We start from the raw sequence: 15713 nt of genomic DNA, 5'->3' as shown, positions 1-15713 counted from the left end.
TTGCAACCGGGGCGTTTTCCCGCGACCCTCCCGCGCAAACGGGGCACATCCCACCAACCATCGGTTGCAAGATTGCGGGAGCGATCCCCGAACGGCCCCCGGTTGCAACCGAGGGCCGGGCTTAACCGCCCCGGTTGCAACCGAGCGTCGGAAGGGCGGTCAGGATTGGGGGCGGAGCCAGGTGAACCTTGGCGTTTCCTTTGCCAGGAAGGCGGCCACGCCGATCCTCGGATCGGCGCTGGCCGCCATTTCACGCTGCCAGTAGGAGTTGCGTTCGGCCAGGTCGGCTTCCGGGAGGTGGCCGGCAATGGCGTCAACCAGCTCCTTTTGCGACTGGATGGAAAACTGCGAGCGCCCGGCCAGCAGCAGCGCAAATGCCTGGACATCGGCCCAGAAAGTGTCAATGGGCAGCACCTTGATCGCCAGGCCGAGCCGCCGGGCCTCCACGGCGTTGACCATGTCGGCGCTGAACAGCAGGTACTTGGCCGCGGCCGGTCCCGCGAGTTCCACCAGCTTCCGGATCCCGGAGAGCGGGTAGACGATGCCGATCTTGGCCGGGGTGATGCCGAACACCGCGTTCTCCGACGCCAGCCGGATGTCGCAGGCACCGGCAATCTGCCAGCCGCCGCCCACACAGTAGCCGTCGACGGCCGCCACGGTGGGTTTCCGGAAGCGGGCCAGGGCGGTCTCGGCCAGGGTGATGTCCCCTCCGTCGCGCTGGCCGGTGGCGGGGTCGCGGAGGATGTCCTGCACCGAGGCGATGTCCGCGCCCGCGGAAAAGTGCGTCCCGGCCCCGCGCACCACCAGGACCTTCACGGAGTCGTCGTCCTCCAGGCACGGCAGCAGCTCGGCGAACTGCGGCCACATGTCCGCGGTGATGGCGTTGCGCATCGAGGGGTTGTCCATGACCAGCGTGGCCACCGGCCCGTTTCGCTCAACCCGCAGGGTGCCCGTCCCGCGCCCGCTCATGGCGCGGCACCCAACGCGGCGTCCGCCGTCGTCCCGGGGGCGGCCCCCGGTGCCGCCAGCACAATTCCGGCGTCCACCAGCCCGGCGACCTGCTCGGCGCTGAGCCCGAGCCGGTCCAGCACGGCGAGGGTGTCCCCGCCCAGGGCCGGCGGGGCCTTGCGGATCCGCGGCGCCTGCCGGTTGACGGAAATGGGCCCGCGGACCAGGGGCAGCTCCGAACCATCGGTGCGCCGGACGGTCTGCACCATGTCCAGCGCCCGGACCTGCGGGTCCGCAAACGCCTGTTCGTAGTTGTAGATGGGCCCGGCGGGGATCGCGGCGCCGCGCAGCAGCGGCAGCCATTCGGCGGCTGTCCGGTGCGCCAGCAGCCCCTCCAGCACCAACTTCAGCGCGGCCCGGTTCACGTTGCGCAGCTTGCCGGTGGCGTAGTCCGGATGCCCGGCCAGCTCCGGGTCGCCCAGCAGCACGCACGCGTCCCGCCACTGCTTTTGGTTGCCCACCGCGATGATGACGGGGATGTCCGCCGTGGCAAACACCCCGTACGGCGACAGGACCGGGTGGTTGTTGCCCTGCGGCTCCGGGACCTCGCCGGAGCTGAGATATTTTTGGCCCTGGAACGCGCCCAGCGCCAGGCCCGTTTCCAGGAGCGACGTCGAAACCTCCGCGCCCACGCCGGTCCGGTCCCTGCCCACCAGGGCGGCGGCGATGCCGAGGGCCGTGTTGATGCCGGCCACCATGTCAATGATCGGCACGCCCACACGGTACATGTGGTCCGCGTCGGCGCCGGTGACGGACATCAGCCCGCTCATGCCCTGCGCCACCTGGTCCAGGCCGGGCGCCTGGCTCAGCGGGCCGGTGGCGCCGAAGCCGCTGACGGAGGCGATGACAATCCCGGGCTTGGCTGCGCGCAGCGCCTCCGGGTCCAGGCCCATCGTGGCCAGCACGCCGGGGCGGAAGTTTTCCACCACGACGTCGGAGGCCACCGCCAGTTTCCACAGCAGTTCCCGGCCGCCCTGGCTGTAGAAGTCGATCGCGATGGACTCCTTGCCCCGGTTGGCGGAGTCAAAGTACAGGCTGTGGTCGTCCTCAAACGGCGGCCAGGACCGGCTGGAATCCCCGCCCTTGATGCTTTCGGTCTTGATGATTTCCGCGCCGAGATCGGCCAGCAGGGCGGTGGCATATGGGCCGGCGAGCGCGCGGCTGAGGTCCAGGATGCGCACGCCCTCCAGCGGCAGGCCGTCACCCATTGGTCACCCCGCGCAGCTTGACGTTGATCTGCTTGGTCTGCGTGAACCCGGCCAGCATGCCTTCCAGGGACACCTCCCGGCCAATGCCGCTTTGTTTGTACCCGCCGTAGGACTGGCCCACCACCTGCCCGCCGCCCTGGTTGACCTGCACCCAGCCGGCGTCGATCCGGTGGGCGGTGTCCAGTGCGTTGTCCAGGTTGTGGCTCCACACGTAGGCGGCCAGCCCGTAGTTGGTGTCGTTGGCCATGCGGATCACGTCCTCCCTGTCCCTCCACGGAATGGCCACCAGGACCGGGCCGAAGATCTCCTCCCGGGCCAGCCGGAAGTCGTTGCGGGCGCCGCTGAAGACGGTGGGCAGGTGGAAGTAGCCCTCGGTCAGCGGGCCTTCGGCGGGTGCGCTGCCGCCCAGCACCGCCTTCATGCCCGGGGTGGCGCGGCCTTCGTCGAGGAACCCGGTGATGGAGGTGTGCTGCTTGTGGTTGATGATGGCGCCCATGTCGGAGGCCTCGTCCAGCGGGTCGCCCACCTTCAGCGCACCCAGCTTGGCACTGAGGCGGGAGAGCACGTCGTCGTAGATGTCCTCGTGCAGGAACAGGCGGGAGCCGGCGGTGCAGCTTTGGCCCTGCCGGGTGAAGCGCGAGGCGAGGAGCAGGCCGTCGAGGAGTTCGTCGTCGTCGGCCGCGTCGGGGAACACGATGGACGGGTTTTTCCCACCGAGCTCCAGCGACATGTGCGCCAGGCGCCCCCCTGCCTCGCCGGCCACCTCGCGGCCCACCTCGGTGGAGCCGGTGAAGGAGACCTTGTCGACGCCGGGATGGTTGGCCAGCGCACTGCCGATCACCCCGCCGCGGCCCGTCAAGGCGTTCACGACGCCGGCCGGCAGGTGCCGGTTGCACACCTCGGCCAGCTTGAGGATGGTGAGCGGGGCGTCGTCGGCCGCCTTCATGATGACGGTGTTGCCGGCGGCCAGCGCTGCGGGGATCTTGAACGCGGCGATCATCAGCGGCGAGTTCCACGGCAGGATCGCGGCGACGACCCCGAGGGGCTCCAGGCGCGTGTATTGCAGCTGGTTGTCCCCGGCGGGCAGCGTGGTGCCCTTGACCTCCCCGGCGATCCCGGCGAAGTAGCGGAACATCGCCACCATGGTGGTGGATTCCGGGCGGGCCTGGGTGCGCAGCGCGTTGCCGGTGTCCAGGGCCGTCAGCAGGGCGAATTCCTCGCTGCGTTGCTCCAGTTCGTCGGCGATGGCCAGCAGCGCCCGGGCCCGGCCCGTGAAGTGCTGGGCGCGCCAGGCCGGGAAGGCGGCGCGGGCGGCGGTCACGGCACGGTCCACGTCCTCCACGGTGCCGGCGGGGACGCGTGCGATGACTGTTTCGCGGCGGGCGGGGTTGAAGACCTCGCGCCACTGTGCGCCGGCGGAGGGCTGTTCCTCTCCCCCGATCCACATGGGCCAGTCGCGGACGGCGGCGTTCGTTGAAACCTCGGTCATGGGAGTTGCCTTCCTATCCGTTGTGTGCGGCGGGAGCCGCTTCGCCCGCCGGGAGCGAGCCGTCCACCAGGGAAACGATCATGCTGCAGTCCTTGCCGCCCTGCCCGCCGTCGATGAGGCGCTGGAACAGCTGCTGGACGTGTTCGCCGATTTCCAGCGGCGTGTCGGTGCTGCGGGCGGCAGCGATGGCCAGGCCGATGTCCTTGTTGGCCAGTTCGGCCGTAAACGTGGGGGCGAAGTTGTTGTTGGCCGCGGAGGTGGGCACGACGCCGGGCACCGGGTACCAGGTGCGCAGCGCCCAGCTGTCGCCGGAGGAGACGGAGGCGATGTCCCAGAAGACCTGCTTGTCCAGGCCCAGCCGGTCCGCCAGAACGGCGCCTTCCGAGGTGGAGGCCAGGTTGATGAACAGCATCAGGTTGTTGCAGATCTTCGCGGCCTGGCCCGTGGTGGCGCCGCCCGTCGGGATGATGTTCGCGGCCATCGGCTTGATGAAGCCGGACGCGTCGGCCACGGCGCCGGCCTCCCCGCCGACCATGAAGGTGAGGGTCCCGGCGGCCGCCCCGCTCATGCCGCCCGAGACGGGGGCGTCCACAAAGCGGAAGCCGGCGGCAGCGGCGGCGTCGTGCACGGCCTGCGCTGACTCGATGTCGATGGTGGAGGAGTCAATGAGGAGGGTGTCCTTGGCGGCGTTGGCCAGGATGCCGGCGTCCCCAAAGTACACGTTGCGGACATGGTCGCCCTTGGGCAGCATGGTAAAGACGACGTCGGCTCCCTCGAGTGCCGCCTCAACCGAGGCTGCCGCCTGCACACCGGTGGCGACGGCGGCCTCCAACGCCGGTGCGCTGAGGTCGAAGCCCTTGACGGTGTGCCCCGCCTTGACCATGTTCGCCGTCATGGGCCCGCCCATGTGCCCCAAACCGATCCATGCCACAACTGCCATGATGAAAGCCCCTTTGCCTACACAGTTCATTATGCCCCGGCCCGTTTTCAATGCCGGATATGACTAGCATCACACCCTGATAGAGTGCAAACAAGACCGAAATAGGCAGATGGGCTGTGCAAATTTGCACTTCGATGACACACGGGGGTTGAGCCGCGATGGATTTCAAGAGGTTTCCGAGCCCGGACGACCTGCTGGTGCTGCTGACGGTGGCCCGGCTGGGGCGCTTCACCGCCGTGGCCAACGCACTGGAAACCACGCACACCACCGTGTCGCGGCGCATCCTGGCACTCGACAAGCAGCTGGGCGGACGGACCCTGGAACGCACGCCGCAGGGGTGGGAGCTGACGGAGCTGGGGCGCGCGGCCGTTGCCGCGGCGGAAGGCATCGAAACGAGCCTGAGTTCGCTGGCCGCGGGCGTGGAGCAGCGCATGGACCCCGTCTCCGGCATGGTGCGGGTCAGCGCGTCCGACGGCTTTGGCGCGCTGGTGGCCACGCCGGCCCTCGTTAAGCTGCAGCGCAAGCACCCCATGCTCCGGGTGGAACTGCTCAGCGCCACGCGGCGGCTGAGCCGGAACCGCTCCGGGGTGGACCTGGAGGTGGTTGCCGGCAGCGTCGACGCCGGCCGGGCGGAGGTCATTTTCCTCTCCGACTACACGCTGCGCCTGTATGCGGGGACGGGGTATGCGCAGGCCCGCGGGCTGCCGCAGACCGAGGAGGAGCTGAAGGAACACCGATTCATTTCCTACGTGGAATCCACGCTGCAGGTGGCCGAACTGGCCCAGCAGCACCACCGCCTGACCAGCGAGCCGGCCGAGTTCCAGGCCACCAGCGTGTTCGCCCAGATCGAGGCGGTGCGGGCCAACGCCGGGATCGCCATGCTGCCGGCCTTCATGGCGGACCGGCAGGAGGGCCTGGTCCGCGTGCTGCCCGGAGAGGTTTCGCAAACGGTGCAGTTCTGGGCCGCGGCGAGGCCCGAGTCGCTGCGCTCCCCCGCCGTGCAGGCCGTCGTGGCGGCGTTCCTGCAGGAATCCCGCCGCCGCCAAGCCCAGCTCGTCCCCGCCTGACGACCCTCGGTTGCAACCGGGGCGTTATCCACCAACCCTCGGTTGCAACCGGGGCGTTATTGGGCAACGCTCACTCACCCTGAGGGGAGCGTTGGCCGATTTCCCCCCGGTTGCAACCGAGCGTTGGTAGTCACAGCCCCGATTGCGCGGGAGCGTTCGCCAACTTCGCCCCGGTTGCAACCGAGCGTTGGTACTGGCAGCCCCGGTTGGAACCGAGCGTTTTCTTAGGCCGTCCAGCCGCCGTCCATGACATAGGAGGCGCCGGTGGCCATGGCGGCCTGGCCGGAGGCCAGCCAGGCCACCAGCCCGGCAATTTCCTCCGGCTCGACGAACCGCTTGATCGCGTTGTTGGCCAGCATGACCTCGGATACCACCCGTTCCTCGGAGATGCCGTGCGTCCGGGCCTGGTCGGCCACCTGCCCCTCAACCAACGGTGTCCTGACATAGCCGGGATTCACGCAGTTGCTCGTCACGCCGTGCGCGCCTCCTTCGCGGGCGGTTACCTTGGACAGGCCCTCCAGCCCGTGCTTGGCCGCCACATAGGCGGACTTGAACGAGGAGGCCCGCAGCCCGTGGATGGAGGAGATGTTGATGATCCGGCCGTGGTTTTGCGCGTACATGTGCGGCAGGGCGGCCCGGATCAGCAGGAACGGGGCCTCGAGCATGATGGTGATGATGCGGTGGAAGGCGGCGGGGTCAAAGTCCTCGATGGGGCTGACGGTCTGGATGCCGGCGTTGTTGACGAGGATGTCCACGTCCAGCGTGAGCGTTTCCAGCGCCTTCGTCTCCAGCAGGTCCACTTCCCAGGATTCACCGCCCACTTCGGCAGCCACCGCGGCGGCGCCCGCCCCGTCGCGGTCGGCCACGATCACGTGGGCGCACTGCGCGGCCAAGGCCCGTGAGATGGCGGCGCCCAGGCCCCCGGCACCGCCGGTGACCAGCGCGCGCCTCCCGGCCAGCCCGCTCCCGGCCAGCCCGCCGCCGCCCGATCCGCCGTCGGACGTCCCGGCCGGCTGCGCTGCTTCGCTTGAGTCCATGGCTAACCCACTTTCGTCGAGGCGGCACCGTCCGCGGCCCGGCCCAGGGCCAGCGTGCCGGCGGCGTCGGCGTCGTCAATATCCTGCAGGGAGACTCCCTTGGTCTCCTTCAGGAATAGCACAGCCACGGCCGTGACAACACAGGCTCCGAGGAGGTAGATGGCCACGGGCACCGACGAGTGGTAGCGCTCCACCAGGCCGGTGGCGATGAACGGGGCAATGGAGCCCGCCACAATCGAGGTTACCTGGTAGCCCAGGGAGACGCCGGAGTACCGCATGCGGGTGGGGAACATTTCGGCCATGATCGAGGGCTGGCCGGCGTACATCAGCGCGTGGAACACGAGCCCGATCATCACCGAGGCCAGGATCATGAAGTCGTCCTTCGTGTCCATCATGGGGAAGGCGAAGAAGCCCCACGACGCCCCGGCCACCGCGCCCAGCATGTATGTGGGCTTGCGGCCGATCCTGTCCGAGAGCCTGCCCACCAGCGGCACCACGCAGAAGTGCACCCCGTGGGCCAGCAGGAGCAGCAGCAGAATGCGCGAGGTGTCGATGTTGACGATGACCTTCAGGTACGTGATGGAGAAGGTGACCACCAGGTAGTACAGGATGTTTTCCGCGAACCGCAGTCCCATGGCGGTGAAAACGCCACGCGGGTAGCGGCGGAAGACCTCCACGACGCCATAGCCGGCGTTTGGGTTGTTTTCGATTTCCGCGTGCGCCTTAAGGAAGATCGGGGCGTCGTTGACCTTGGTGCGGATGTAGTAGCCGATCAGCACGATGACGGCGGAGAGCCAGAACGCCACGCGCCAGCCCCAGCCCATGAAGGCGGCCTCGCTGAGCGTGGACGAGAGGAACAGGAGCACTCCGGTGGCCAGCAGGTTGCCCATCGGCACCGCCGACTGCGGCCACGAGGCCCAAAAACCGCGCGACTTGCTGGGGCTGTGTTCGGCCACCAGCAGGACGGCGCCGCCCCATTCACCGCCGACGGCGAAGCCCTGGATGAAGCGCAGGGCCACCAGCAGCGCCGGAGCCCAGTAGCCGACCTGGTCAAAGCCGGGCAGGCAGCCCATCAGGAAGGTGGAGATGCCGACCATGACGATGCTCAGCTGCAGCAGCTTCTTGCGTCCGAACTTGTCGCCGAAGTGGCCAAAGACGATGCCGCCGATGGGGCGCGCCACGAAGCCGACGGCGTAGGTCAGGAACCCTGCCATGATCCCGTCGAGCACGGATCCGGCATTCGGGAAAAACATGTGGCCGAACACCAGGCTCACGGCCGTGGCGTACAGGAAGAATTCGTACCATTCCACGACGGTCCCGGCCATGGAGGCCGCCACCACCTTGCGAAGCCCTGATTCCTTGACCGAGGTGCCCGGCCCGTTTTGCTGACTCATCTGTATCTCCTCCGCGCCACCCTTGGCGCGTGCCGTCCCATCAGAGATGGTCTTCGGAAGCGTTTCCGCCCCCTGTGACCCAGCGCACATTCCGGCGCTACCTGTGAGTATGGCAGGAGCCGCCTGTGCGCATCAATGTCCATTACCGCAGACGTGGTGAACGTTTACGCACAACCGCCGACAGGGCCGGGACAACGGCTAGGATGGTGGTGCTTCACCCTCAACCCAACGGCTCAGCGTTCAAGACGAGGCTAACTTCATGCACAAATATTTCAGCTTCCTCGGCGCCCTGGTCCTGACGGCGGCACTGTTGGTCGTGGGGGTGGCCCCGGCGCCGGCGGCAAGCAACGTGCCGGACCCCTTTTTGGCCCAGGTCCTCGCCGCCGCCAACAAGGTCCGTTGGGCCAACGGCGCCGGGCCCCTGACCTGGAACCCGGCCATCGCCACCGGCTCCCAGCAATGGGCCACCAAGCTGAACGGCCAGATCAACGCCGGCACCCTGGACATGGCCAAGCTGCACCGGACCGACTATGGACTCTCAATCCTGCCCCAGGGTTCTGACATGTTCTCGGAGATCATCGGCATCAACAACACGCCCCAGCAGATCGTCGACTGGTGGATGGGCTCGCCGGGCCACCGCGCTGCCCTGCTGGACAAGCGCGCCACGGACATCGGCATGGGCGTGGCCACCACCACCAAGGCCGGCTGGAACGGCATGACCGTGGTGGTCGCCAACCTGGCCGGGTACCCCGCCACGCGCGCCACCCAGCCCCAGCCGGCGCCCCGGCCGGTGGCCAACGACGGCGACGTGGCCGCCGTCGACCCCTCCGGGAACCTGTTCATCTACGGTTCGGCGCGGGGCGGGGACATGTGGCAGCGCACCTTCGTCTCCTCCGGATGGACGGGCACGCAACAGCTGGAAATGGTCGACCTGAACTCTGACGGGCTGCAGGACATCGTCGCCAAATGGGCGAACGGGGACCTCACCGTCAGCTACGGCCAGGCCAACGGGACGCTCACGACCGCCGTGCGCATCGGGACCGGATGGGGTCCCTATGACATTGTCGCCACCAAATGGCGCACCACGGACAGGTTCCCGGGCATCGTGGCCAAAAACCGCACCAGCGGCGACCTTTTCTACTACCCGTCATGGAACGGCGCCAATTTCTCCCCACGGTTGAAGATCGGCACCGGCTGGGGGCCCCTGGCCATCATGGCCAGCGACTTCGACGGCGACGGCCGGATGGACATCCTCGCCCGCAACGGCGCCGGCCAGCTCCTGCTCTACCGTGGCAACGGCGCCGGGGGCTTCATCTATGAGGCGCGCCGGGTGGTAGGAACCGGCTGGGGCTCCATGACGTTCCTCTCCGGCATCACCAACCACCTGGGCGACGGCGGCCAGGGCATCCTGGCCCGGACCGGGACCGGCAACCTGCTGCACTACCCGGTGTTGAAGAACGGCTGGGGCGCCCGCGCCCAGGTCGGCACCGGCGGCTGGGGCCCGCTGCTGCTGGGCAGCTAAGCCCCGCCCTGCAAACGCCGCCAGCAGCTGACGATCCAGGCGGGCCCTACCCGTAGAGCCCGTTCAGCCAGGCACCCCAGGCCGTGCCCGCGGCCCCGCCGTCGGCACCGTCGGCAAACAGGTGGATGGTCATGCCCACCACGGCGCCGAATGCGTTGCGGCCAAAGAAGCGGTACATGGCGTCGGGCGTGCGCAGCCCCACGAAGTTCTCAGCCAGGTAGTCCACCACGGCGTCCACCGTGCCGACCCCCGGGATGGCGACGCTGACGTGTCCCCCGGCGCCGGCGTCGTGGATTCCCAGGGCGGACTTGACCGCATCAAAGGCGCCGGGGGCCTTGGACGCCGCGGGTCCCTGGACGTCGGCGAAGGCGGCCTGCTTCCCGGCAAAGTACTTCACGTACTGGCCAAGGGTGTGCTGGTAGAACGCGGTGTGCTTGGCGGCGCCGTCGTACTGGTTGTCCCAGTCCTCGAAAAACACGCCGCTGTGCACGTAGCGCAGCCAGGACTTGCCGCCTGGGCGCTCGGAGATGTCGTATTCGAGGGTGTTGAAGAAGCCGCCTTCGCCCTCCATGTGGTTGGCGAAGCGGTGCGGCGGCTCCCAGACGGTGACGGTGCTGCCGAACGGGCCCGCGCCGCCGAGCTTCGGCTCGATCTCCATGGGCCACAGCCAGCCCGAGTTGCCGAGCGTTGCGGCGTCAAACACCTGCTGCGGCGTGCCCTCGATTTCCGATTCGTGCACGATCTTGAATTCCTTGGCCATCATTGCTCCTTGGCGAGGCCGGGTGTTCCGGCGGGTAGTTGGGGGTGTGCTTCGGGCGCCTTGACGCCGGAAACCGGCTTGACGCTGGGGTGAAGTGCGACGACGAGGCGGTGCTTGCGCCCGCCGGCGGCGGTTGCGCTGTGGTACTTTTCCACGAGTTGGGCCGTGCCGGCCGCCAGCTCGGCGATGAAGGCCGCCCGGTCCGCGGCGCTGGCAAAGGTCAGCTCCCCGTCGAGGGCGAAGGTGGCCAGCCGCTTGTTGGCACGGTCGGCCCCGGTGATCAGGGCACCCACATCCCGGACCAGGCGGGCGGCCACGGCCAGCATCCAGCGGGCCGAGAGACGGTTGGGCTCCAGCGCGGGGTCCGGCGCGACGCCGGGCAGCGCGGCCGGGGAGATCACGAACGACCTCGCGGCGGCCCCCATGATCCGTTCCGTCACATTGCCCTTGCGGTGCTCCTCCACGAGCTGGACCAGGCCGTGCCTTTCCAGCTCCTTCAGGTGGTAGTTGACCTTCTGACGCGGGAGGCCGATCCGGGCCGCGACGGCGGCGGCCGACGCCGGGGTGCGCAGTTCGGCCAGCAGCCGGGCGCGGATCGGATCCAGCACCGCTGCGGCGGCTGCCGGCTCTTCGATCACTGCCACGTCCAACATGGATCCATCATGTCACCGAACAATTTATTTGTCCAGAATTATTTATTCTTCGGAGACCCCGTGGGACCGTGCAGGCTCAGCCCTCCAGCCAGGCCTTGAGCCGGCCCAGGCCCTCCTGGATGTCCCCCACCGGCAGGCCGGAGTAGGCCAGGCGGAGGTAGGAGCGGTCCTCCCCCGGCTGGGGCCGGCCAAAGTGCAGCCGGGTGCAGAACGACACCCCCGTCGCGTGCAGTGCCTCGGCGGCAAACGTCGGCAGGTCGGCGATGCCCTTGGCCGCCATCGCCTCGGTGACGTCGGGGAAGAGGTAGAAGGTGGCATTGGGCACGGCCACGGTGACCCCGGGCATGGAGTTCAGCAGCCCGGCGGTCGCATCGCGCCTGGCTTCCAGTTCGGCCAGGATCGCCTGGGGGCCGGACTGCCCGCCCAGGATCGCCTCCACGCCGGCGTACTGCACAAAGTGTGTGGTGCAGGACTCGTTGTTGGTGTTGAGTTTCGCAAAGGCCTCCGAGACCTTCTCGGGGGCGACGGCGCAGCCCAGCCGCCAGCCCGTCATGGCGAACTTCTTGCTGAACGTATAGAGGATCACGGTGCGCTCGGCCATGCCGGGCAGTGCCGCGATCGACTGCGAGGTGCCCGAGTAGCGCATCTCGAAGTACGCCTCGTCGGAAAGCACCCACAAATTGTGCCGCCGGGCCAGCTCGGCCACGGCCTCGCGCTCCGCGTCGGTGGACTCGGCGCCGATGGGGTTTTGCAGGTCGTTGTAAATGATGGCCTTGGTCCGGGGCCCGATCATCGACCTGACCTGCTCCAGGTCGATGGCGAAGCCGGCCGGCGTCGGAATGTAGCGGTAGGCGCGGGCCACGCCGCCGAAGTACTCGATCTGGCTTTCGTAGATCGGGTAGCCGGGGTTGGGGTAGAGGACCTCGTCCCCGGGGTCCATCAATGCCTGGATGAACTTGGTGATGACCGGCTTGCCGCCCGGGTGCACCGTCACCTGGCCGGGCGTGACGGCCATGCCCCGCTTGGCGCCAATGTCCTCGGCGAGCACTTCGCGCAGCAGCGGGATCCCGGCGCCCGGGCAATAGCCGGTCCTGCCCTCGGCGATGGCCTTGCCCATCGCCTCGACAATGTTTGCCGGGGTCGCCAGGTCGATGTCCCCGAGATGGAACGGGTAGATCCGGTTGCCCTTCGCGGCCCATTCCGCCGCGGTCCTGGAGACCTCGAACGCGGTCTCGGTGCCGAGTCTGCCTAATCGCTGTGCAAGTTCCACGTGCCACCTCGCTGCCGGGTCATGGTTCCTCGCTGCCAAGGGCCCATTGGCGCCATCATAACCGACGGCTTGGGCGGAATGGGCCGGCGGCGGGAAATTTTTGTCCCGCCCCGTCCGCCAGCCGGCGGGAAGCAGCACTGCACCCACTGTGGGGCGAATTTTCCGGACGGCAGGACCACGGTGGGATAGGCTCCCTTGTGTGAGCAAAAAGGACTTGGTGGTCAGCGTTCCGGACGAGGCCCTGCGCCGGGCGTTCGGTGACATTCCCGACGGCGTGGACGTCATCGAATGGGACATGGCGGGCCCTGCGCCCGTGGACGCGATCGACGTCGTGGTCCCTCCCTACATGAGCGGCACGGCTGTGCTCGCGGCGCTGGACGGCGTGGCGACCCAGCTCGTACAGAGCCAGTCGATCGGCTTCGACGGCGTGGCCGATGCCCTGCCGCCGGGCCACGTGTTCGCCAACGCGGTGTCCGTGCATGAAACCTCGACGGCGGAACTTGCCCTCGCGCTCATCCTCGCCTCCCAGCGGGGCCTGCCCGACTTTGTGCGCGCAGCGGGAGAGGGCACGTGGGCGCCCGCGCGGCACGCCTCCCTCGCCGACCGCACGGTGCTGCTCGTCGGTTACGGCGGCGTCGGCAAGGCCATCGAGGAACGGCTGCGCGGCTTCGAAACGACCGTGGTGCGCGTTGCCTCCCGGGCCCGCGACGGCGAAAACGGGCACGTGCACGGCATCGATGAACTCGCCGCGCTCCTTCCCCAGGCTGACATTGTGGTGGTCGGGGTGCCGCTGGGCGAGAACACCCGCCACCTCATCGACGACCGGTTCCTCTCACTCATGGAGGACGGGTCGCTGCTGGTGAACATTTCGCGCGGCGCCGTCGCGGACACGGGGGCGCTGCTGGAGCACGCCCGCCGCGGCCGCCTGCGGCTCGCACTGGACGTGACGGACCCCGAACCGCTGCCGGACGGCCATCCGCTGTTTGCCCTGCCGAACGTCCTGATCACCCCGCACGTCGGCGGTGCGTCCAGCGCCATGATGCCCCGGATGGCGCGCCTGCTGCACCGCCAGGTCAAAGCGCTCCTGCGCGGCGAAGACCCGGAGAACGTCGTCTTGCGCAGCTGACCGCGGCGGGGCCGCCCGGCGTCGAACGGGTTGCCCCGGGGCCCCTGGCGTGCCCGGCCGCCATCACGCCGCCATCCGGTCCAACCCCCACGTTGGGGTAAAGTTGCATGCGCGGCCGGCAAGACACCGGCCTGCCTTATCCCCCCCCACCCATTGCCTAGCATGGCGGGGCCGGATTCGTGCGCACCGTGGCGCACCCCGTGTCACCCACTGCTCTCCCGCGAGAGCCAAGCTCCTGGAGTCGCCCCTTGACCATTGCCGAACGCCCACGCCCGGTCCGCAGCCAGATCACGGTCCTGGGCGCCCTGCGCTCACCGCGGCAGCTGTCCCGGGAGGTGCTCGCCGGCATGGTCACCACCCTCGCGCTGGTCCCGGAGGTCATTTCGTTCTCGATCGTCGCCGGGGTCGATCCCATGATCAGCCTTGTCGCCTCCATCGTGCTGGCCGTGACGATGTCGATCCTTGGCGGCCGCCCGGGGGTCATCACCGCCGCCGCCGGATCCGTCGCCCTCGTGATCGCCCCGCTCGTCCACGAGCACGGCGTCCGGTATGTCCTGCCGACGGTGGTCCTGGCCGGCCTCATCCAGATCATCTTTGGCCTGGGCGGGCTGGCCCGCCTGATGCGTTTCATCCCGCGGTCGGTGATGACCGGCTTTGTCAACGCCCTGGGTGTGCTGATTTTCATGGCGCAGGTGCCCCACGTGCTCAATGTCCCCTGGCTCGCCTACGTCCTGTTTGCCGTGACGTTCGGGATCATTTTCATCCTTCCACGTTTCACCAAGGCCGTCCCGTCGCCGCTGGTGGCGATCGTCATTGTCACGGCAATCGTCATCATTGCCCGCCTCGCCGTCCCGAACGTTGCCGACGAAGGCCCGCTCACCGGATCAATGCCCGGGATCACGCCGTTTCTGGTGCCGCTGGACCTGGCGACCCTGCAGCTGATTTGGCCGACGGCGCTGAGCGTGGCGTTCGTTGGCCTCATGGAAACCCTGCTCACGTCCAAGCTCGTCGACGAAATCACCGACTCCCGCTCACACAAGGGCCGCGAGTCCTGGGCGCTGGGCGTTTCCAACATCCTGTCCGGGTTCTACGGCGGCATGGCCGGCTGTGCGATGATCGGCCAGACGGTCCTGAATGTGAAGACCGGCCAGGCCCGCACCCGCATCTCCACGTTCGTGGCCGGGGTGTTTCTCCTGGCCCTGGTGACCGGGCTCAGCGAGGTCATGGGGCAAATCCCGATGGTCGCCCTCGCCGCGGTCATGATGGTGGTCGCCGTGACCACCGTGGACTGGCACAGCCTCAAGCCGGCCACCCTGAAACGGATGCCGGTCCCCGAGACGATCGTCATGGGGGTCACCGTCGCCGTGGTGGTCCTGACCGGCAACCTCGCCTTTGGGGTCGTCGTCGGCGTCATTCTCGCCATGGTGCTCTTCGCGCGCCGGGTTGCCCACGTCATCAGCGTTGACCGGACCCTGGCGGACGACGGCGCGACGGTCCGGTATGCGGTGGTCGGGCCGCTGTTCTTCGGCAGCAGCAATGACCTGGTGGACCAGTTCGCGTACGCAGACGACCCGGCCGTGGTGGACATTGATCTTAGCCGGGCCCAGATCTGGGATGCCTCAACCGTTGCCGCCCTGGACTCCATCGAGACGAAATACCGCGACCACGGCGCCACCGTGACGATCACCGGCCTTGACGAGCGCAGCGCCGGGTTCCACCGGCGCCTCACCGGCCAGCTCGGCAGCTGACCGGGCCTGGGCCGATTCGGCGCGAAAAGCGGGCGGGGTGGCGGCGACCAGGTTACCGAAGGCCAGCGCGTCCGGCCCGTGCAGGAGGGGGCCGCACGTCCTCCGGTGTCGCAACGACGCCGGGAAACTGCTCGGGGAACAGCGTCGATGCCAGGAACGCCCCAGGCCTCCCATTTTCACCCTGGCCTGCGGGTTCCCCGGTACCGGCCTCCCCTCCCTGCAGCCCGGCGACGAGGCCGGCCGGTGCCGCAAAGGGATGAGGCCGGGCGGACTTCAGCGCCGGCTCCCGCTCTTCACCACCATTTCGGAGTCCCCGGCCCACAGCCCGGGGCCGCGTCCGAGTCACCCAAACGCGTGGAGCACCAGCAAAGGCAGGGCCTTTCCCGCTTGCGCGAATTGCCACCCGAATTACCATCGCGTCCAACACGCGCGGACGGTTCGGGCCGGATTCATGCGCTGCCCCGCCCTCCTGCCCAGTCCCGTCTGCCAGG

The 15713-nt window shown here is 68.5% G+C and carries 13 protein-coding genes; 4 read left to right on the top strand and 9 right to left on the bottom strand.

Features of this window, described 5'->3' with window-relative positions; all coding sequences use genetic code 11:
* Nucleotides 1–159: 159 nt before the first annotated feature.
* From G6035_RS10385 to mmsB, 4 genes are read right to left on the bottom strand one after another with little or no spacing between them, the layout of a single operon-like run.
* The gene (locus G6035_RS10385; RefSeq protein WP_176617019.1) at nt 160–969 is read right to left on the bottom strand and encodes an enoyl-CoA hydratase/isomerase family protein; all 810 of its coding nucleotides are present in this window, start codon (nt 967–969) and stop codon (nt 160–162) included.
* Nucleotides 966–2216 carry a CaiB/BaiF CoA-transferase family protein gene (locus G6035_RS10380; protein ID WP_176617018.1) on the bottom strand — a complete coding sequence of 417 codons (1251 nt, stop codon included), beginning with the start codon at nt 2214–2216 and terminating at the stop codon, nt 966–968. The genes G6035_RS10385 and G6035_RS10380 overlap by 4 nt, the downstream gene beginning before the upstream one ends.
* Nucleotides 2209–3705 carry an aldehyde dehydrogenase family protein gene (locus G6035_RS10375; protein ID WP_176617017.1) on the bottom strand — a complete coding sequence of 499 codons (1497 nt, stop codon included), beginning with the start codon at nt 3703–3705 and terminating at the stop codon, nt 2209–2211. Before G6035_RS10375 ends, G6035_RS10380 begins: the two co-directional genes overlap by 8 nt.
* Nucleotides 3706–3718: 13 nt before the next feature.
* On the bottom strand, nt 3719–4645 hold the full coding sequence (mmsB, locus tag G6035_RS10370) for a 3-hydroxyisobutyrate dehydrogenase (RefSeq protein ID WP_176617016.1): 927 nt from the start codon (nt 4643–4645) through the stop codon (nt 3719–3721).
* Nucleotides 4646–4803: 158 nt separating this feature from the next.
* Here mmsB and G6035_RS10365 point away from each other — a divergent pair, with 158 nt between their 5' ends.
* The gene (locus G6035_RS10365; protein ID WP_176617015.1) at nt 4804–5712 is read left to right on the top strand and encodes a LysR family transcriptional regulator; all 909 of its coding nucleotides are present in this window, start codon (nt 4804–4806) and stop codon (nt 5710–5712) included.
* 224 nt (nt 5713–5936) lie between these two features.
* Here the strand turns inward: G6035_RS10365 and G6035_RS10360 are convergent, their stop codons facing one another.
* Nucleotides 5937–6749: a 3-hydroxybutyrate dehydrogenase gene (locus G6035_RS10360; RefSeq protein ID WP_176617014.1), complete on the bottom strand. Its 813-nt coding sequence runs from the start codon at nt 6747–6749 to the stop codon at nt 5937–5939.
* A gap of 2 nt (nt 6750–6751) precedes the next feature.
* Nucleotides 6752–8143 carry an MFS transporter gene (locus tag G6035_RS10355; RefSeq protein ID WP_176617013.1) on the bottom strand — a complete coding sequence of 464 codons (1392 nt, stop codon included), beginning with the start codon at nt 8141–8143 and terminating at the stop codon, nt 6752–6754.
* Nucleotides 8144–8402: 259 nt separating this feature from the next.
* Between G6035_RS10355 and G6035_RS10350 the strand changes: the two genes are divergently transcribed.
* The gene (locus G6035_RS10350) at nt 8403–9665 is read left to right on the top strand and encodes a CAP domain-containing protein (RefSeq protein WP_176617012.1); all 1263 of its coding nucleotides are present in this window, start codon (nt 8403–8405) and stop codon (nt 9663–9665) included.
* Nucleotides 9666–9711: 46 nt separating this feature from the next.
* Here the strand turns inward: G6035_RS10350 and G6035_RS10345 are convergent, their stop codons facing one another.
* The 3 genes from G6035_RS10345 to G6035_RS10335 form a co-directional block, all read right to left on the bottom strand.
* Complete coding sequence (locus G6035_RS10345; protein WP_218063106.1) at nt 9712–10428, bottom strand: SRPBCC domain-containing protein; 717 nt, start codon at nt 10426–10428, stop codon at nt 9712–9714.
* On the bottom strand, nt 10425–11078 hold the full coding sequence (locus tag G6035_RS10340) for a helix-turn-helix domain-containing protein (protein WP_176617011.1): 654 nt from the start codon (nt 11076–11078) through the stop codon (nt 10425–10427). The genes G6035_RS10345 and G6035_RS10340 overlap by 4 nt, the downstream gene beginning before the upstream one ends.
* Nucleotides 11079–11154: 76 nt before the next feature.
* Nucleotides 11155–12348 carry a pyridoxal phosphate-dependent aminotransferase gene (locus G6035_RS10335; protein WP_371130961.1) on the bottom strand — a complete coding sequence of 398 codons (1194 nt, stop codon included), beginning with the start codon at nt 12346–12348 and terminating at the stop codon, nt 11155–11157.
* Between the two features lie 199 nt (nt 12349–12547).
* Here G6035_RS10335 and G6035_RS10330 point away from each other — a divergent pair, with 199 nt between their 5' ends.
* Together G6035_RS10330 and G6035_RS10325 are read left to right on the top strand one after the other, a co-directional pair.
* On the top strand, nt 12548–13474 hold the full coding sequence (locus tag G6035_RS10330) for a 2-hydroxyacid dehydrogenase (protein ID WP_256884310.1): 927 nt from the start codon (nt 12548–12550) through the stop codon (nt 13472–13474).
* Nucleotides 13475–13722: 248 nt separating this feature from the next.
* The gene (locus tag G6035_RS10325) at nt 13723–15222 is read left to right on the top strand and encodes a SulP family inorganic anion transporter (RefSeq protein WP_176617009.1); all 1500 of its coding nucleotides are present in this window, start codon (nt 13723–13725) and stop codon (nt 15220–15222) included.
* Nucleotides 15223–15713 lie beyond the last annotated feature (491 nt).

Origin of the sequence: Arthrobacter sp. SDTb3-6 (assembly GCF_013376095.1) — a bacterium.
In the GTDB taxonomy this organism is placed as follows: Bacteria; Actinomycetota; Actinomycetes; order Actinomycetales; family Micrococcaceae; genus Specibacter.
Note: the sequence above shows the minus strand (reverse complement) of the source record. Positions and strands in the feature narration are given on the sequence as shown.